Consider the following 18,701-nt stretch of genomic DNA (forward strand, 5'->3'; position numbering starts at 1 on the left):
GCCGGGAGCATTCTACGTTTGCGGGCATTCCGATGGTCCGCGCGTCATGCCTTTCGGCTCTTGGCTTCCTTGCCCGCGTCGAGTTCGGCCGTCTTTGCGTCGACGGCTTCGCGCAGCGCCTTGCCGGGCTTGAAGTGCGGCACCCGCTTCTCGGGGATCTGCACGCTCTCGCCCGAGCGCGGGTTGCGGCCGATGCGCGGCGGGCGCCGGTTGACCGAGAAGCTGCCGAAGCCGCGGATCTCGATGCGGTGGCCGCGTACCAGCGCGTCGCTCATGGCGTCGAGGATGGTCTTGACGGCGTATTCGGCGTCGCGGTGCGTGAGCTGTGCAAAGCGGGCTGCGAGTTCTTCGACGAGGTCCGAGCGTGTCATAGGCCAAACATAAACGAAAAACGTGGGCGAAAAAAAAGACAGAGCGGCCCCAGGGCCTGCTCTGTCTTCCGGCTCAGCTTACTTGCTGTCGTTGTTGTCCAGCTTGGCGCGCAGCAGTGCGCCCAGGCTGGTCGTGCCCGCGTTCTCGCGTGCCGACTGCTGGCTCAGGCTGGCCATGGCGCCTTGCTCGTCGACCATGTCCTTCTGCTTGATGGACAGCTGGATGTTGCGGGTCTTGCGATCCACGTTCACGACGATGGCCGTGACTTCGTCGCCTTCCTTCAGCACGTTGCGGGCATCTTCGACGCGGTCGCGCGAGATTTCCGAAGCACGCAGGTAGCCGACGATGTCTTCGCCGAGGTCGATCTCAGCGCCGCGGGCGTCGACCGTCTTGACCTTGCCGGTCACGATCTGGCCCTTGTCGTTCACCGTGGTGAAGGTGGTGAACGGGTCGCTGTCGAGCTGCTTGATGCCCAGCGAGATGCGCTCGCGGTCGACGTCGACAGCCAGCACGATCGCTTCGACTTCCTGGCCCTTCTTGTAGTTGCGAACGGCGGTTTCGCCGGCTTCGTTCCACGAGAGGTCGGACAGGTGAACCAGGCCGTCGATGCCGGCAGCCAGACCCACGAACACGCCGAAGTCGGTGATCGACTTGATCGGGCCCTTGACGCGGTCGCCGCGCTTGGTGTTCTGCGCGAATTCCTGCCACGGGTTGGCCTTGCATTGCTTCATGCCCAGGCTGATGCGGCGCTTGTCTTCGTCGATTTCCAGGACCATGACTTCGACTTCGTCGCCCAGCGAGACGATCTTGTTCGGAGCGATGTTCTTGTTGGTCCAGTCCATTTCGGAGACGTGCACCAGGCCTTCGATGCCGGGCTCGAGCTCGACGAACGCGCCGTAGTCGGCGATGTTCGTGACCTTGCCGAACAGGCGGGTGCCTTGCGGGTAGCGGCGCGAAACGCCCATCCACGGGTCGTCGCCCATCTGCTTCAGACCCAGCGACACGCGGTTCTTCTCGGTGTCGAACTTGAGGATCTTGGCGGTGATTTCCTGGCCGGCCTGAACGACTTCGCTCGGGTGGCGCACGCGACGCCATGCCATGTCGGTGATGTGCAGCAGGCCGTCGATGCCGCCGAGGTCCACGAACGCACCGTATTCGGTGATGTTCTTGACCACGCCGCGCACCACTGCGCCTTCCTTCAGCGTTTCCATCAGCTTGGCGCGTTCTTCGCCCATGCTGGCTTCGACCACGGCGCGGCGCGACAGCACGACGTTGTTGCGCTTGCGGTCCAGCTTGATGACCTTGAATTCGAGGGTCTTGTTCTCGTAGGGGGTCAGGTCCTTGATCGGACGCGTGTCGATCAGCGAGCCCGGCAGGAATGCGCGGATGCCGTTGACCAGGACGGTCAGGCCGCCCTTGACCTTGCCGCTGGTGGTGCCGGTGACGAAGTCGCCCGATTCCAGCGCCTTCTCGAGGGCCAGCCACGAAGCCAGACGCTTGGCGGTGTCGCGCGAGAGGATGGTGTCGCCGTAGCCGTTTTCAACGCTGCCGATGGCAACGGAAACGAAGTCGCCGGCCTGCACTTCGAGTTCGCCCTTGTCGTTCTTGAACTCTTCGATCGGCACGTACGCTTCGGACTTCAGGCCGGCGTTGACGACGACGTGGTTGTGTTCCACGCGAACGACTTCGGCGGTGATGACCTCGCCCGTGCGCATTTCGGAACGCTTCAGGGACTCTTCGAACAGATCGGCAAAAGATTCAGACATTTATGTTTCCTTCCGTCAGGCAGGGTTGGCAGGCGCTCTTGCGAAATTGCGTGCGGCTGCTGTGGGTCTGTAGACGGCGGTTGGGTGAGCGTGAGCCCGGTTGGTTGAACAACCAGCAGGCCGGTGCGCTGCCGCGCGGAAGGAGCCTGCTGGAGCGGTATGCGCCTACGGATATTCCGTCGGGCGCCAGCTTTTCAAGCGGACCTGAAAGGCTGTGACTTCAGGCCGATCAAGCGTGCTCGAACGGCCGAATCTGCTGCCACCAGTCCAACACCGTGTCGATCGATTGCTCGATGGACAACTGCGAGTTGTCGAGGTGGCGGGCGTCCTGCGCCGGCTTCAGGGGGGCGACGCTGCGGGACGAATCCCTGGCGTCACGGGCCTCCAAGTCGGAGCGAAGACTGTCGAGTGTAGTCGAAATTCCCTTTGAAATCAACTGCTTATGCCGCCGTTCGGCGCGCTGGGCGGCGCTGGCGGTCAGGAAGACCTTGAGCGCGGCGTTGGGGAAGATCACCGTGCCCATGTCGCGGCCGTCGGCCACCAGGCCCGGCAGCTGGCGGAAACGCTGCTGCAGGGCCAGCAGCGCCTCGCGCACGGCCGGCAGCGCGGAGACGCGGGAGGCGTCCATGCCGGCGGCTTCGGTGCGGATCTCGTCGCTCACGTCCTCGCCATCCAGAAGCACCTTGCCTTCGGTGAACTGCAGGGGCAGGGCGGCGGCCAGGGCCGCAACTTCGGCCTCGTGCTGCGCGTCGGCGCTCAGGCCGGCGCGGCGCACCGCGAGGCCTGTCACCCGGTAGAGCGAGCCCGAATCGAGGTAGTGGTAGCCCAGCAGGCGCGCCACCTCGGCGGCCAGCGTGCCCTTGCCGGAGGCGGTCGGGCCGTCGATGCAGATCACCGGCACCTCGGCGGCCTCGGCCACGGAGAACAGCGTCTCGAAGTAGTCGGGAAAGGTCTTGGCGACGCAGTGCGGATCGAGGATGCGCACCGGCACGCCCGCCGGATTGAACGCCGCCAGCGAGAAGCACATGGCCACCCGGTGATCGTCGTAGGTGCGGATGCTCGCCGGGAGCCAGCCGGCCTGCGCCAGCGGATGCACCCGGATGAAATCGGGCCCCGCCTCCACCGTGGCGCCGAGCTTGCGCAGCTCGTTGGCCATGGCGTCGATGCGGTCGGTTTCCTTCACGCGCCAGCTCGCGATGTTGCGAAGCGTGGTCGCGCCGTCGGCGTAGAGCGCCATCACAGCCAGCGTCATCGCGGCGTCCGGAATGTGGTTGGCGTCGATGTCGATGGCCTTGAGCGGCCAGGCGCCGCGACGGATCTCGAGCCAGTTCGGCCCGCTGTCGACCAGCGCGCCCATCTGGCGGGCGGCGTCGATGAAGCGGATGTCGCCCTGGATGGAGTCGGCGCCCACGCCTTCGATGCGGATGCCTTCCTTGCCGGAAACACCCTTGGCGATGGCGCCCAGCGCGATGAAGTAGCTGGCGGACGAGGCATCCGCCTCCACGTGGATCTCGCCCGGCGAGCTGTAACGGCTGCCGGCCGGGATGGTGAAGCGCTCCCAGCCGTCGCGATGGACCTGGATGCCGAAGCGCGCCAGCAGGTTCAGCGTGATCTCGATGTACGGTTTGGAGATCAGCTCGCCGACCACCTCGATCACGATGTCGTTGGCCGCAGCCAACGGCAACCCCAGCAGCAGGGCGGTGAGGAACTGGCTCGACACGTCGCCGCGCACGCGGATCGGAGCGTCGAGCGCCAGGTCGCCGTGCGGCACCGGATGGATGCGCAGCGGCGGATAGCCGGGGTTGCCGAGGTAGTCGATGCGGCAGCCGAGCTGCGTCAGCGCGTCGACGAGGTCGCCGATGGGGCGCTCGTGCATGCGCGGAACGCCGCTGAGTTCGAATTCGCCGCCCAGCAGCGACAGCGCGGCCGTCAGCGGGCGCATCGCCGTGCCGGCATTGCCAAGGAAAAGAGGCAGCAGCGCCTCGCTGGGCTTCAGCTGTCCGCCGAGGCCGGTGATGCGCAGCGTACTGCCGGCCGGATCGACGCCGCAGCCCAGGGCGCGCAGCGCGTCGAGCATCACGCGGGTGTCGTCGGAATCCAGCAGGTCGTGGATGGTGGTGGTGCCGCTGGCCAGTGCTGCCAGCAGCAGCACGCGGTTCGAAATGCTCTTGGAACCCGGCAGCCGGACCGTGCCGGCCGCGCCCGCGAGGGGAGGGAGGTCGAGGAAAGCCGTCGAGAACATCTCAGTTGTCCTGCTGCTGCGACGAGGTGTCGGTGGCCGGCTTCCAGGCCGCCCGGGTCTTGCTGGCGGCGGCGATCGACAGTTCGAGGCCCTGCAAGTCGCTAGCGGTCATCATCGCCTCGAAGTCGTCCAGGGCCTTGCGGAAGGCGCGCGACTGTTCGAGCACATGCTCCCGGTTGGCCAGCAGCACGTCGCGCCACATGACCGGATCGCTCGCGGCGATGCGCGAGAAATCGCGAAAACCCGGACCGGCGAGGCTCAGGAAGCGCTCGCCCTGCGGCTGCGCGGCCAGGCCGTTGATGTATGCGAAGGCCAGCAGGTGCGGCAGATGGCTCACAGCGGCGAAGGCGCCGTCGTGCTCCTCGTGCGTCATCGTGACGACATTGGCGCCGATGCCGCTCCAGACCTGCGTGGCCCGCTGCACGTTGGAGCGCAGCGTGGTCTTCACCGGGGTCAGCACGACCTGGCGGCCGGCGAAGAGCGATGCCTCGGCATGCTCGATGCCCGAAAGCTCCTTGCCGGCGATCGGGTGCGCGGGCACGAAGCTCGCGAACTGGCGTTGCAGGCCGTTGCGCGCAGCCTCGATCACGTCGCCCTTGGTCGAGCCCACGTCCATCACCAGCGTTTCGCTCGAGATGCCGTGGCGGATGGCCTTGAAGGTCGCTTCGGAAGCCGCCACCGGCACCGCCAGCAGCACGATGTCGGCGCCCGACACCGCCAGCAGTGCCGAGGGTGCCGCCACGTCGATCACGCCGAGCTGGCGCGCCCGCTCGGTGGTGGAGGGCGACTTGCTGTAGCCCACCACGCGTTTCACCAGTTTCGCGCGCTTGAGTGCGAGCGCGAAGGAGCCGCCCATCAGGCCGCAGCCGATCAGTCCCAGTTGTTCGAACATGCTGTCTCTGTGTGTCCGCCTGCAGCTCAGGCCTTGACGGGGTAGGCGCCGAGCACCTTGTAGAAGGCGCAGAGGCCGCGCAGCTCGGCCAGCGCGGCAGCCACGTTGGGCTGCGAGGGGTGGCCGTCGAGGTCGATGTAGAAGTAGTACTCCCACTGGCCCGTGCGCGCGGGGCGCGACTCGAAGCGCGTCATCGAGACGTTGTTGAGCTTCAGCGGCACAAGCAGGTCGTGCACCGCGCCGGGCCGGTTCGGCACCGAGACGATCAGGCTCGTGCAGTCGCGGCCCGATGCCGGCGGCATCGCCAGCGTCTGCGGCAGGCAGATCACCGAGAAGCGGGTGCGGTTGTACGAGTCGTCCTGGATCGCGTGCGCCACGATGTGCAGGCCGAAGCGCGTGGAGGCGCGTTCGCCGGCCAGCGCGGCCCACTTGGGATTGGTGGCCGCCAGACGCGCGCCCTCGGCGTTGCTCGACACGGCGCGGCGCTCGGCGTTGGGCAGATGCTTGGACAGCCAGGTCTGGCACTGCGCCAGCGCCTGCGGATGGGCCAGCACCGCCTCCACGCCTTCGAGCGAGTTGCTGCTGCGCAGCAGGTGGTGGCGAATCAGCAGGCTGACCTCGCCGACGACGTGCGTGGGCGAATGCAGGAACAGGTCGAGCGAGCGGGTGACCACGCCCTCGGTCGAGTTCTCGACGCCGACCACGCCGTACTGGGCGCTGCCCGCGGCGGTGGCGTGGAACACCTCGTCGAAGCTGGCGCAGTAGATCAGGTCTGCGGCGCCGCCGAAGTACTCGATGGCGGCCTGTTCGCAGAAGGTGCCTTCGGGGCCCAGCACGGCCACGCGCTGCGGCGATTCAAGCGCCAGGCAGGCCGACATGATCTCGCGCCAGATGGCGGCCACGTGGATGTCCTTGAGCGGGCCGCCATTGCTCTTCTGCATCTTGTCGATGACCTGCGCCACGCGGTCGGGGCGGAAGTACGGCGTGCCCTCGCGCTTCTTGACCTCGCCGACCAGCTCGGCCACGTGGGCCCGCTCGTTGAGCAGGCTCAGCAGGCGCTGGTCGAGCGAGTCGATCTGCACGCGCAGATCGGCGAGGCTTTCGGAATTGTCGGGAGAAGAGGAGGGTGGGGTGGGTGCGGAGGCGGTCATCGGTGCGAGCGGCTGGGCATGCGCCTAGGCATGCGATCGCTCGAATTCTCGCATGTAGGCCACCAGAGCCTGCACCCCTGCCAGCGGCATGGCGTTGTAAATGCTCGCGCGCATGCCCCCGACCGATTTGTGCCCCTTCAGCTGCAGCAGCCCGGCTTCGCGCGCGCCGGCCAGGAAGGCCTCGTTGCGGCTTTCGTCGGCCAGGAAGAAGGGCACGTTCATGCGCGAACGGCAGCCCGGGTCGATGCGATTGGCGTAGAAGTCGGAGCCGTCGATGAAGTCGTACAGCAGCTGCGCCTTGGCGATGTTGCGCTGCTCCATGGCGGCGACACCGGTGTACTCGCCCTCGGTCTGCTCCAGCAGCCACTTGAACGTGAGCCCCGCCATGTAGATGCCCCAGGTCGGCGGGGTGTTGTACATGGACTGGTTGTCGGCCACGGTCTTGTAGTTGAAGGCGCTCGGGCAGATCTCGAGTGCATGGCCCAGCAGGTCGTCGCGCACGACCACGATGGTCAGCCCGGCGGGCCCGAGGTTCTTTTGGGCGCCGCCGAAGGCCAGGCCCACGCGGCTCCAGTCGACGCTGCGCGAGGCGACGTGCGAGGAGAAGTCGATGACCAGCGGCGCGCTGCTGCCGAGCGCGGCCAGGTCGGGCAGCTGCTGGAATTCGATGCCGTTGATGGTCTCGTTCGAGCACACGTGCACGTACGAGGCATCCTTGGAGAGCTGCCAGGTCGCGGGATCGGGCAGCTTCGTGTGCTGGTTGCCGGCATTGCTGGCGGCCACGCGCGCGTTGCAGTAGCGCTGGGCCTCCTTGTGCGACTTGGTGCTCCAGCTGCCGGTGATGACGAAGTCGGTGGCCTTGCCGCGCGACAGGTTCAGCGGAACGATCGCGTTCTCGCCCAGCCCGCCGCCCTGCATGAACAGGATGTGGAAGTTCGAGGGAATCGCCAGCAGCGTGCGGAGGTCGGCTTCGGCCTGCGTACAGATCGAGCCGAACTCCTTGCCGCGATGGCTCATCTCCATCACGCTCATGCCGCTGCCCTGCCAGTCGAGCATTTCGGCGGCAGCGCGCTGCAGCACCGCCTCCGGCATGGCAGCCGGACCGGCCGAGAAGTTGTAGGGGCGCTTGCCGGCCGGCGTCTGCTGCTGGGTCACGTTTCTCTTACTTCTTGGCTGGGGCCTTGGCAGGTGCCTTGGCGGGGGCTGCGCCACCGTCGGTGGGGGCGCCGAGTGCCTTGGCGACGGCGGTGTCGAGCGCCTGCATCTTGGGCTCGACCGAAGAGCGCGTTTCGGACACGAGCTTTTCCGTCAGGGCGGTCTGCATCTTGGGGTTCAGTTCCTGGTACTTCTTGCTCAACGGCGAGTTGATCCAGGCCAGCAGCTGCTTCAGTTCGTCTTCGCTGAAGTTCTGCTCCATCAGCGGGGTCAGGGCGCCCGGTGCCAGCTGCACGGCCTTGTCGCGCACGATGGGGTAGGTCTCGTCGAAGTACTTCTTCAGCTCGGCGTCGGCTGCCTTGGCGGCTGCTTCGCGCTTGGCTTCAGGCACCTGCGTCTGCAGGTACTGCGAACCCGCCTGTGCGATCGGGGCGCTCGATTGCTCGACCAGGCCACGAGCCAGCGATTCGATGCCGGGGCGCTGGATGTCGATGAACTGCTTGATGAGCGTGGCCTTGTCCTGGGCCATGGCGGCCATCGAGCTGCTTGCCAGGGCGACCGTCAGAAGTGCGAGTTTGATTTTTTTCACTGAGGATTCTCCGTTGAAGATGAGGAAGTATCGTCTGCGTCAGGCTCGGTTTCGCCGTTCGCGTCGTTTTCGACGATACGTTGTAGCCCGCTGAGTTTGGCGCCTTCGTCGAGACCGATCAGCGTAACGCCTTGCGTCGCGCGACCCATTTCACGAATCTCGGCCACCCGGGTGCGCACCAGCACGCCCTTGTCGGTGATGAGCATGATCTCATCATCCGCATGCACGAGAGTGGCGGCAACGACCTTGCCATTGCGCTCACTCTGTTGAATCGCGATCATGCCCTTGGTTCCCCGGCCATGACGGGTGTATTCGGTAATGCTTGTTCGCTTTCCGTAACCATTTTCGGTGGCTGTGAGCACGCTCTGCTGCTCGTCCTCGGCCACCAGCATCGCGATCACGCCCTGTCCGGCCTCGAGCGACATGCCGCGCACGCCACGGGCATTGCGGCCCAGCGGGCGGACGTCTTCCTCGTCGAAGCGCACGGCCTTGCCGCCGTCGCTGAAGAGCATCACGTCGTGCTTGCCGTCGGTGAGCGCGGCGCCGATCAGGTAGTCGCCCTCGTCGAGGTTCACGGCGATGATGCCGCCCTTGCGCGGGTTGCTGAACTCGTCGAGTGCGGTCTTCTTTACCGTGCCCATCGAGGTGGCCATGAACACGTACTGGTCGGCCGGGAAGTTGCGCTTGTCGCCGGTCAGCGCCAGCGCGACGTTGATCTTCTCGCCTTCCTGCAGCGGGAACATGTTGACGATCGGGCGCCCGCGCGAGCCGCGCGAACCCGCCGGCACTTCCCACACCTTGAGCCAGTAGAGCCGGCCGCGGTTGGAGAAGCACAGGATGTAGTCGTGCGTGTTGGCGATGAAGAGCTGGTCGATCCAGTCGTCATCCTTGGTGGTGGTGGCCTGCTTGCCGCGGCCGCCGCGCTTCTGCGCGCGGTACTCGCCTAGCGGCTGGCTCTTGATGTAGCCGCTGTGAGAGAGCGTGACCACCATGTCTGTCGGCGTGATCAGGTCTTCGGTCGAGAGGTCGTAGGCGCTGTGCTCCACCTGGCTGCGGCGCGCACCGATCTTCGACTGGCCGAACTCCTGCTTGAGGGTGCCGAGTTCATCGCCGATGATGGTCGAGACGCGCTCGGGCTTGGCCAGGATGTCGAGCAGGTCGTCGATCTCGGCCATGACTTCCTTGTACTCGGCAACGATCTTGTCCTGCTCGAGGCCGGTCAGGCGCTGCAGGCGCATCTGCAGGATTTCCTGGGCCTGCGTTTCCGACAGGCGGTAGAGGCCATCGTTGCCCATGCCGAACTCGCGCTCGAGGCCCTCGGGGCGGTAGTCGTCGGCATTGACCACGCCGCCGTCGGCGCGCGTGCGCGTGAGCATCTCGCGCACCAGCTTGCTGTCCCAGCTGCGCGTCATGAGTTCGGCCTTGGCCACGGGCGGCGTGGGCGACTCGCGGATGATGCGGATGAACTCGTCGATGTTCGCCAGTGCCACCGCCAGGCCTTCGAGCACATGGCCGCGCTCGCGGGCCTTGCGCAGGTTGAAGACCGTGCGGCGGGTGACCACCTCGCGGCGGTGCTGCAGGAAGACCTCGATCAGGTCCTTCAGGTTGCACAGCTTCGGCTGGCCGTCGACCAGCGCGACCATGTTGATGCCGAAGGTGTCCTGCAGCTGGGTCTGCTTGTAGAGGTTGTTGAGCACTACCTCGGGCACTTCGCCTCGCTTGAGCTCGATGACCAGGCGCATGCCCGACTTGTCGGACTCGTCCTGGATGTGGCTGATGCCCTCGATCTTCTTCTCGTGCACCAGTTCGGCCATGCGCTCCTGCAGCGTCTTCTTGTTGACCTGGTAGGGGAGCTCGTCGACGATGATGGCCTGGCGCTGGCCGCGGTCGATATCCTCGAAGTGGCACTTGGCGCGCATCACGACCTTACCGCGGCCGGTGCGGTAGCCGTCCTTCACGCCGTTGATGCCGTAGATGATGCCGGCGGTGGGAAAGTCGGGCGCGGGGACGATCTCCATCAGCTCGTCGATGCTGGCCTGCGGGTTGCGCAGCAGGTACAGGCAGGCGTCGACCACCTCGTTCAGGTTGTGCGGCGGGATATTCGTGGCCATGCCGACCGCAATACCGCCGGAGCCATTGACCAGCAAATTCGGCAGCTGGCTCGGCAACACCTTGGGCTCTTTTTCGGAGCCGTCGTAATTGTCCTGGAAGTCGACAGTTTCCTTGTCGATATCGGCCAGCATTTCGTGCGCAATTTTGGCCAGCCGGATTTCCGTATACCGCATTGCGGCCGCGTTGTCTCCATCGACGGACCCGAAGTTGCCCTGGCCGTCGACCAGCATGTGGCGCATCGAGAAGTCCTGGGCCAGGCGCACGATGGTGTCGTAGACCGACTGGTCGCCGTGCGGGTGGTACTTACCGATCACGTCGCCGACGATACGGGCGGACTTCTTGTACGGGCGGTTCCAGTCGTTGTTGAGCTCGTGCATCGCGTAGAGCACGCGGCGGTGCACCGGCTTGAGGCCGTCACGGGCATCGGGAAGCGCTCGGCCCACGATCACGCTCATGGCGTAATCGAGATAGCTGCTGCGCATTTCCTCTTCGAGACTGATGGGCAGGGTTTCTTTTGCGAACGAGGTCATGAGCAAGGGGCTGGCGGCAGGAAGGCGAAATTTTACGCTGTGAGGGGTGTCGCACCGCCGCAACACAAGGCGCCTATTCCGCCTCCGTCCTACGCTTCCGGGCCGTCCTGCGGGCTGTTTGCCAAAGACCCTATGGCACAATCGCCTCAACGTTTTGGGTGGTGGTCACTTAAAGCGTCCTTGATTCGCAGCGCGGCTGCGGCTTTTTCCCCAAGAGGAGAACCATGAAGAAACTGAATAAAGTGGCGATGATGTTTGCAGTCGCTGCGCTCGCCACTGCCGCCGGCGCGCAGACCCGTGTCACCGCTGCGGACGGCGGTCCTACGATCGACAACTGGCAAAACGGCACCGGCGAACTGGTTTGGAAGAACGGCACGAATGAACTGTGCTGGCGCGATGCCAACTGGACGCCTGCTACGGCTGCCGCCGGTTGCGACGGTGCTCTGGTTCCTGCGGCTCCCGCTGCCGTGGCTCCCACCCCCGGCGCCCCGACCCCCCCGCCCGCTGCACAAGTCGCCGCTTCGAAGGTGACCTTCGCTGCTGACGCCTTCTTCGACTTCGACAAGTCGGTTCTGAAGCCCGAAGGCCGCGCCAAGCTGACCGACCTGGTCGAGAAGATCCGTGGCGTCAACCTGGAAGTCATCATCGCTGTCGGCCACACCGACTCGATCGGTACCGACGCCTACAACCAGCGTCTGTCGGTGCGCCGCGCCGAAGCCGTCAAGGCCTTCCTGGTCTCGAAGGGCATCGAACGCAACCGCGTCTACACCGAAGGCAAGGGCAAGAAGCAGCCTGTGGCTGACAACCGCACCAAGGAAGGCCGCGCCAAGAACCGTCGCGTGGAAATCGAAGTGGTCGGCACCCGCGCCAACTAATCGATCGATTCCCATCGACAATGAAACCCCGCTTCGGCGGGGTTTTTTTATGGCCGCCGAATTCACGATTGATCTTCGGTAAAGGCTGACCGATGTTTAACGGACATCGCTCGTTTCATAATCGCTTCATGACAGAAAACCTGAATGCGGATCCGGCCGAACTGGCCAAGTTTTCAGAGCTCGCTCACCGCTGGTGGGATTTGGAAAGCGAATTTCGCCCGCTGCACGAAATCAATCCATTGCGCTTGGAATGGATTGACGGTATTGCTTCAATTTCGCAACGTCGCGTACTGGATATTGGTTGCGGCGGCGGCATTCTGGCCGATTCGATGGCCCGCAAGGGCGCCGAGGTCCTGGGAATCGACCTCGCAGGCAGGGCGCTCAAGGTGGCGCAGCTGCACGCCCTCGAGGCCGGCACCAAGGGCGTGAAGTACCGCGAGATCAGCGCCGAAGCACTGGCTGCGGAACAGCCCGGGAGTTTCGACGTCGTCACCTGCATGGAAATGCTCGAGCATGTGCCGCAGCCGGCCTCGGTGATCCAGGCCTGCGCCTCTCTTGTGAAACCGGGCGGATGGGTGTTCTTCTCGACGATCAACCGCAACCTGAAGGCCTTCATGCTGGCGATCGTGGGCGCGGAGTACGTGCTCGGCATGCTGCCGCGTGGTACTCATGAATATGCAAAACTGATCCGGCCCAGCGAACTGGCCGGCTACTGCCGTGCGGCCGGCCTCGATCTGCGGCACACCCGCGGGCTGGAGCACAACCCCCTGACCCGGCGCTACTGGCTCAGCGACGACACGAGCGTCAACTACATGTTCGCCACGCAGAAGCCGGGACCGCAAGGATGATGGGCGTCGAGACAAAGGCCGTGCTGTTCGACCTCGACGGCACGTTGATCGACAGCGCCCCCGACCTGGGGGCCGCTGCCGACAAGATGCGCACCGATCGCGGCCTCGACTCTCTCCCGCTGGAGCGCTACCGTCCCATGGCCGGGGCGGGCGCGCGCGGCATGCTTGGTGTGGCGTTCGGCATCACGCCGGAGTCGCCGGAGTTCCCCGGGTTGCGCGAAGAGTTCTTCGTGGCCTATGAGCGCCGCATGCTGCTCAATACCCAGGTGTTCGACGGCATCCAGGCGCTGATCGAGGCACTGCGCGAGCGCGGGCTCCTGTGGGGTGTCGTCACCAACAAGTCGATGCGCTTCACCGATCCGCTGACGCGGGCCATTCCGCTCTTCGGGAGCGCGGGCGCCGTGGTGAGCGGCGACACCACGCCGTTCGCCAAGCCGCATCCCGAGCCCCTGCATGAGGCGGCGCGTCGGCTCGGGGTGCCTTCCGAATCGTGCATCTACGTGGGCGACGACGAGCGCGACATCATCGCGGGCCGTGCAGCGGGCATGCGCACGGTCGCTGCGACATACGGCTACATGGGCACCCAGGCCGATTCGACGCTCTGGGAAGCCGATGCTTCGATAACTTCACCCCTCGAGCTCTTGAAGTTGCTCGATAGCGCCTAAAATACGCTTTCCTTGGGGCTGCACTGGTTTCGACGTGGGTTCGGAGTCGCAGCGGGGCATGTCGAGCTGAATGCGCTCGTAAAACAGATTCAAACAAACTAACTGCAAACGACGAACGTTTCGCACTCGCTGCTTAATTGCCAGTGAGCCTTGCAACAGTTGGCCGATGGGCTGGGCAAGGGGGTCTGGAGCAATCCTGACCTCCCGGCTGCAAGGATAACTACATGGGCTGGCTCCGATCCGGGTACCTTGGGTCGGGGCGAGAAAATAGGGTGCTGGCGTCCGGTTTAGCGTGTGACTGCGCGACTCCGGAAGCGAGATTCAAAACAGATCACTAAACATGTAGAACTGCGCGATGAAGGCTTGCGGACGGGGGTTCAAATCCCCCCAGCTCCACCAACATAACGTCCGAGGGCGTTCACTGAAGTCGGTGAACGCCCTTTTTCATTGGGAAATCGCCTGCTGGCAGCCCAGTGGCATCCGGCGGAGTCTTCAAGATATTGGTCATTCCGACCAGCGCAAACAGCCGTTGCGCACCCATGTTTCTATCTGCTTTCCCGATTGTTCCGAATCGATCCGGGATGGCTCAGTCCACGAAGGGTCAGTTCACTCAGACCTGGGCTCTCGCACCGCGAGTTCGTGGCGTACAGCCTGCGCCAGGGCGAGCAGCGACGGTCCGAGGTCCTGTGCGATTGCCTCGATCGACTCCTGTGTCGAAAGGCTGATATTCAACACGTAGATGCTGCCTTCCACCTCCAGCGGTGTAGCCAGCGCAACCACCTCGGGCTGCCAGGCCGCGGCGCAGAAGCCTCGCGTGCGGACGTCGGTGCACGCTTTCCTGATCTCGGACTCGATGCCTTTCCACTTGACGCGTCGTTTTGAAAGAAGCTGCATGAGCTGGGTCCGGTGCTGCGGCGTGAGTGCGGCCAGGTATGCGCGTCCCAGCGAGGTGAGCTCCATCGGCACGCGCTGGCCGGAAACCACGTGGCGAAGCGCGGCGCGCCTGGCGTAGCGAATCGACTCCAGGTAGACCATCTCGTCCCGGTCGGGTGCCGCCAGCCCCACGTTGATATGGCGCTGCCGGGCCAATTCGAGCATGCGCGGAGCCGCTGCCTGCAGCACGCGCGATGCGGTGCGCATCGCATGGGAGAGGCTCAGGACCGCGGGCGCCAGTCGATACGCACGCTCGGCCTTGTCGAGCTGCAGCATCCCGCTGCCGACCAGGGTTTGCGTGAGCCTGCTCACCGTGGCCTTGGACAGGCCCGTGCGCTCGGCCAGTTCGCCGTTGCCCAGCAGCTCCGAGCCGGGGCGGAACGCGCGAAGAATCTCCACGCCCCGCTCCAGCGAGCGGTTCGCGGGCGACCGTCCTGGCTTGTGATCGAGGAAGAAGCGGGCTTGATCGGTCATGGCACTGGATGAGAGAAGAGCCTGGATCATCGCAGGGAAATTCCAAGCAGTGGAATTGCATCCCCCGAACCGGAGTGCTTCCTCCTAAAGTCCGTGCACCCACTTGCGGCGTAGCCAAGAACGTCCGCGATCACCAGGGATTCACTACTTGGTTCTGGAGACATCAGATCATGACTGCTCATGGCTTGCGCAGGATGCGCGCGCTTTTCCTTCTCTTCCTCGGCTTCACTGCTTTCTTCGCCTTCGGCACGGCATTCGCCGCCTACCCCGACAAGCCCATCCGCTTCGTGGTGCCGTTCGCTCCCGGCGGGGGTACCGACATCATCGCCCGCACTTTGGGCGTCGAAATGTCCAAGGATCTCGGCCAGCCCGTGATCGTCGACAACAAGCCGGGCGCCGGAACGCTGATCGGCACCGACAACGTGGCCAAGAGCGCGCCGGACGGCTACAGCGTGGTGGTCGCCTCGTTCGCCCATGCCGTCAACCCGGCGCTGCAGCCCAAGCTTCCGTACGGCAGCAACAAGGCTTTCGCGCCGGTCATCCTCATCGGGCGCGGCCCCAACGTGCTGGTGGTGCGGCCCGACAGCCCCTACAAGTCGGTGGCCGACCTGGTCGCCGCGGCCAAGGCCAATCCGGCCAAGCTGACCTTCGCGTCGCAGGGCGCTGGCACCTCCGCCCACCTGGCCGGCGAGATGTTCGCCAACCTCGCGAAGGTCAAGCTCTCGCATATTCCCTACCGCGGCGCCGGTCCGGCGCTCACCGACCTGCTCGGAGGCCAGGTCGACATGATGTTCGCCACCGCCGCAGCGGTGTCCACCTTCGTCGACAGCGGCAAGCTGCGCGCGCTCGGCGTGACCACGGCGCAGCCTTCACCCGCGTTCAAGGGCGTGCCGGCCATCGCCGCCAGCGTGCCGGGCTATGTGGTGGAGAGCTGGTACGGCCTGTACGTGCCTGCCGGCACGCCGGCGGCAGTCATCGACCGGCTCAACGCCGCGGCCCGCAAGGCGGCGCGCGCGCCCGACTTCGTGCGAAAGATCGAGCACGAAGGCCTCGTCATCAATGCCGGCCCGCCGGCGGAACTCGACACCTACGTGCGGGCCGAGGAAGAACGCTGGGCGCGCGTGATCAAGGAAAACGGCATCAAGGCCGATTGAACGGCAGCCACCGGCCAGCCCCCAGGAAGAAGAACATGACCTACACCCTCATCGACTATCAGGTGACGGACGCCATCGCGACCGTGACATTCAACCGCCCGGACAAGCGCAACGCCATGAGCGACGACATGCGCACCGAGTTCATCGACGTGCTGGAGCGCGTGACCGCCGACAAGGGCATCCGGGCGATGGTGCTCACCGGAGCGGGCAAGGGCTTCTGCGCGGGCGGCGACATCAGCGGGATGCAAAAGCGCATGAACGCGCCGGCGGGGGAGGTCGGCTTCAACGGCTGGCACCGCCAGCAGCGCGTGCACCACGTGCAGGCCCTGCTGCACACCATGCCCAAGCCGGTGATCGCGGCCGTCAACGGCGCTGCCTCGGGGCTGGGCGCCGACACCGCGATGGCATGCGACTTCGTCATCGCGAGCGAGTGGGCCAGCTTCACCTGGAGCTACGTGCTGCGCGGCATCATTCCCGACGGCGGCGGCATGTATTTCCTGCCGCGCCGCGTGGGCCTGCCCAAGGCCAAGGAACTGATCTTCACCGGCCGCCAGGTCAAGGTGGACGAAGCCCTTGCGCTGGGCATCGTCGATCGCAAGGCGAGTGCCGAAACGCTCCTGGCCGACGCGCAGGCGTGGGCGCGCGAGCTGTCGTCCGCGTCTTCCACCGCGCTGGCGCTGACGAAGACCATCCTGAACCAGAGCTTCGAGCTCTCCTCGCACGACGTGTTCGCGCAGGGCAGCCAGGCCCAGGGCATCTGCTACACCAGCAGCGAGCACCGCGCCTCGGTGGAGGCCTTCCTGGCCAAGACGGCTTCGAAGGAGTGAGGCCATGAACGAAGCCATCGCCAAACTGCTCTCCCCGCGCAGCGTCGCCGTCATCGGCGCCTCGGCCGACCCGAAGAAGACCACGGGCCGGCCGGTGGCCTACCTGCAGAAGCACGGCTTCGCGGGGTGCATCATGCCGGTGAACCCGAAGGTCGAGCGCATCGGCGAGCTGCCGTGCTACCCCGACATCGCCTCTCTGCCCGAAGTGCCCGACGTCGCCGTCGTGCTGCTGGGCGCCGAGCGTGCGCACCTGGCCGTGAGGGAGCTCTCGCAGCGCGGCTGCGCCGCCGCCATCGTGCTGGCCAGCGGCTACACCGAGACCGGCGACGAGGGCGCGCGGCGCCAGCAGCAGCTGGTGGAGGCTGCCGGTGCGATGCGCATCCTGGGGCCGAACACCATCGGGCTCGTCAACCTGACCGACAACATCGTGCTGTCGCCGTCGGGTGCGCTGGAGATGGACGAGTTCCAGGCCGGCGGCATCGGCGTGGTCTCGCAGAGCGGGGGCATCCTGGGCTCGCTGCTGTCGCGCGCCGCGGCGCGCGGCATCGGCCTGTCGAAGCTGATCTCCACCAGCAACGAGGTCGACCTGGAGCTGGCCGATTTCATCGATCACCTCGCCGAAGATCCGGCCACCAAGGTGATCGCGCTGTACGTCGAGACCGTGCGCAACCCCGCCAGCTTCCGTGCCGCCTGCCTGAAGGCCGCGCGCATGGGCAAGCCGGTGGTGGCCTTCAAGATCGGCCGCTCGGAAGCCGGCGCAAAGGCCGCCGTGTCGCACACCGGCGCGATGGCCGGCGCGGACAGCATGTACGACGCGCTGTTCAGGCAGGTGGGGGTGATCCGCGCGCAGAGCTTCTCCGACCTGCTCGACATTCCGGCAGCGCTGTGCACCGGCCGCAAGCTGCGCGGCGCGCGCGTCGCGATCCTCACCTCCACCGGCGGCGCCGGCACGCTGGTGTCCGACGACCTGGGCGTGGCAGGCTTCGACACGCCCGCGCCCGACGCGGCCACCGCCGATGCGCTGCGCGCGCTGCAGACCGGCAGCGAGGCCGTGCTCGACCGAAACCCCATCGACGTGACGCTCGCGGGCCTGCGCCCCGACCTGCTGCGCGGTGCCATCAATGCGCTGCTGGCGAGCCCGAGCTACGACGCGCTGGTGATCATCGTCGGCTCCTCCAGCCTGGCGATGCCCGAGTTGCTGGCCGGCGCCATCCAGGAATGCCTGCCCAATTCCGACAAGCCGGTGATGGCCTATGTGAGCCCGCATGCGCCCGAAGTGGGCGCACTGCTCACGCGGCGCGGCGTGCCGGCGTTTACCGCCGCGGAGAGCTGCACGGCCGCGCTGGCCGGCATGCTGCGCGTGCAGCGCTTCCAGGCCCCCGCGCACGATTCCGCTGCGCCGCCGCTGGTCGAGGCCGGCGACCTGCCCTCCGGCTCGCTCGACGAGGCACAGGCCAAGCAGCTGTTCTCGCGCTTCGGCGTGCCCTGCGCCGCGGAACGCGTGGTCGCGTCGCCCGCCGAGGCGGAAGCCGCCGCGCGCGAGCTTGGCGGGCGAGTGGTGCTCAAGATCCTGTCGTCGCAGATCACGCACAAGAGCGACGTGGGCGGCGTCGCCGTCGGCCTGGGCGCCGACACCATCGGCGAGCGCATCGGCCGCATGGCGGCCGAGGTGAAGAGCCGCACCGGCACGGATGCGCAGCGCTTCCTGGTGCAGGAGATGGTGGCGGGCGGCACGGAGCTGATCCTGGGCATGCACCGCGACGCACTGGGCACGGCCATCCTGCTGGGCATGGGCGGCGTGACGGCCGAGCTCTTCAAGGACACCACCATGCGCCTGCTGGCGCAGGACGCACAACACGGGCAGAGCCTGAAGCCGCTGAGCCGCGCCGAGGCGCTGTCGATGGCGCAGGACCTCAAGACCTGGCCGCTGCTCGACGGTTTCCGCGGCCGGCCGAAGGCCGACGTCGAGGCGCTGGTCGACGTGATCGTCGCCTTCTCGGCCATGGCGGCGCAGCTCGGCGAGCGCCTGGTCGAGGCCGAGATCAACCCCGTCTTCGTGCTGCCGCAGGGGCAGGGCGTGCGTGCCGCCGATGGGGTGGTGGTGCTGGCCTGAGCG

At 66.1% G+C, this 18,701-nt stretch carries 15 protein-coding genes and 1 other RNA gene; 7 read left to right on the forward strand and 9 right to left on the reverse strand.

Annotated features, from left to right (window positions below; all coding sequences use genetic code 11):
* Positions 1–44: 44 nt before the first annotated feature.
* The 8 genes from ABL838_RS09140 to gyrA form a co-directional block, all read right to left on the reverse strand.
* Positions 45–371, reverse strand: coding sequence for an integration host factor subunit beta (locus ABL838_RS09140; protein ID WP_126022915.1), 327 nt, complete (start codon positions 369–371; stop codon positions 45–47).
* A gap of 78 nt (positions 372–449) precedes the next feature.
* Positions 450–2,138 (reverse strand): 30S ribosomal protein S1, encoded by a 1,689-nt coding sequence (rpsA, locus tag ABL838_RS09145; protein WP_019654767.1) that lies wholly within the window; start codon positions 2,136–2,138, stop codon positions 450–452.
* A gap of 229 nt (positions 2,139–2,367) precedes the next feature.
* On the reverse strand, positions 2,368–4,380 hold the full coding sequence (locus tag ABL838_RS09150) for a bifunctional 3-phosphoshikimate 1-carboxyvinyltransferase/cytidylate kinase (RefSeq protein ID WP_418125104.1): 2,013 nt from the start codon (positions 4,378–4,380) through the stop codon (positions 2,368–2,370).
* A 1-nt stretch (position 4,381) separates the two neighbouring features.
* Positions 4,382–5,272 carry a prephenate dehydrogenase gene (locus ABL838_RS09155; RefSeq protein ID WP_126022917.1) on the reverse strand — a complete coding sequence of 297 codons (891 nt, stop codon included), beginning with the start codon at positions 5,270–5,272 and terminating at the stop codon, positions 4,382–4,384.
* Between the two features lie 26 nt (positions 5,273–5,298).
* Positions 5,299–6,423 (reverse strand): prephenate dehydratase, encoded by a 1,125-nt coding sequence (pheA, locus tag ABL838_RS09160; protein ID WP_126022918.1) that lies wholly within the window; start codon positions 6,421–6,423, stop codon positions 5,299–5,301.
* Positions 6,424–6,447: 24 nt separating this feature from the next.
* Positions 6,448–7,515: a 3-phosphoserine/phosphohydroxythreonine transaminase gene (gene serC / locus ABL838_RS09165; protein WP_418125853.1), complete on the reverse strand. Its 1,068-nt coding sequence runs from the start codon at positions 7,513–7,515 to the stop codon at positions 6,448–6,450.
* Between the two features lie 70 nt (positions 7,516–7,585).
* Positions 7,586–8,167 carry a DUF2059 domain-containing protein gene (locus ABL838_RS09170; protein WP_126022920.1) on the reverse strand — a complete coding sequence of 194 codons (582 nt, stop codon included), beginning with the start codon at positions 8,165–8,167 and terminating at the stop codon, positions 7,586–7,588.
* Positions 8,164–10,809: a DNA gyrase subunit A gene (gene gyrA / locus ABL838_RS09175; RefSeq protein ID WP_184635797.1), complete on the reverse strand. Its 2,646-nt coding sequence runs from the start codon at positions 10,807–10,809 to the stop codon at positions 8,164–8,166. Before gyrA ends, ABL838_RS09170 begins: the two co-directional genes overlap by 4 nt.
* Positions 10,810–11,033: 224 nt before the next feature.
* On the opposite strand from gyrA, the gene ompA reads away from it, so the two are divergent.
* The 4 genes from ompA to ssrA all read left to right on the forward strand — a co-directional run bounded on the left by ompA (position 11,034) and on the right by ssrA (position 13,596).
* On the forward strand, positions 11,034–11,684 hold the full coding sequence (ompA, locus tag ABL838_RS09180; protein ID WP_126022922.1) for an outer membrane protein OmpA: 651 nt from the start codon (positions 11,034–11,036) through the stop codon (positions 11,682–11,684).
* Between the two features lie 128 nt (positions 11,685–11,812).
* Positions 11,813–12,532 (forward strand): bifunctional 2-polyprenyl-6-hydroxyphenol methylase/3-demethylubiquinol 3-O-methyltransferase UbiG, encoded by a 720-nt coding sequence (ubiG, locus tag ABL838_RS09185; protein ID WP_418125105.1) that lies wholly within the window; start codon positions 11,813–11,815, stop codon positions 12,530–12,532.
* On the forward strand, positions 12,529–13,197 hold the full coding sequence (locus ABL838_RS09190; RefSeq protein WP_184635799.1) for an HAD family hydrolase: 669 nt from the start codon (positions 12,529–12,531) through the stop codon (positions 13,195–13,197). The genes ubiG and ABL838_RS09190 overlap by 4 nt, the downstream gene beginning before the upstream one ends.
* A 14-nt stretch (positions 13,198–13,211) precedes the next feature.
* Positions 13,212–13,596: a transfer-messenger RNA gene (gene ssrA / locus ABL838_RS09195) on the forward strand.
* A gap of 207 nt (positions 13,597–13,803) precedes the next feature.
* On the opposite strand, the gene ABL838_RS09200 is transcribed toward ssrA, so the two are convergent.
* Positions 13,804–14,604: an IclR family transcriptional regulator gene (locus tag ABL838_RS09200; RefSeq protein ID WP_418125106.1), complete on the reverse strand. Its 801-nt coding sequence runs from the start codon at positions 14,602–14,604 to the stop codon at positions 13,804–13,806.
* A gap of 194 nt (positions 14,605–14,798) precedes the next feature.
* On the opposite strand from ABL838_RS09200, the gene ABL838_RS09205 reads away from it, so the two are divergent.
* The 3 genes from ABL838_RS09205 to ABL838_RS09215 are packed head-to-tail and all read left to right on the forward strand — an operon-like array spanning position 14,799 to position 18,698.
* A complete protein-coding gene (locus ABL838_RS09205; RefSeq protein WP_126024641.1) occupies positions 14,799–15,758 on the forward strand; it encodes a tripartite tricarboxylate transporter substrate binding protein in 960 nt (319 codons plus the stop codon).
* Between the two features lie 35 nt (positions 15,759–15,793).
* A complete protein-coding gene (locus ABL838_RS09210) occupies positions 15,794–16,585 on the forward strand; it encodes an enoyl-CoA hydratase/isomerase family protein (RefSeq protein ID WP_418125107.1) in 792 nt (263 codons plus the stop codon).
* Between the two features lie 4 nt (positions 16,586–16,589).
* Positions 16,590–18,698: an acetate--CoA ligase family protein gene (locus ABL838_RS09215; protein WP_418125108.1), complete on the forward strand. Its 2,109-nt coding sequence runs from the start codon at positions 16,590–16,592 to the stop codon at positions 18,696–18,698.
* Positions 18,699–18,701: the final 3 nt, after the last annotated feature.

The organism is Variovorax sp. 160MFSha2.1, from assembly GCF_048305075.1.
In the GTDB taxonomy this organism is placed as follows: domain Bacteria; phylum Pseudomonadota; class Gammaproteobacteria; order Burkholderiales; family Burkholderiaceae_C; genus Variovorax; species Variovorax guangxiensis.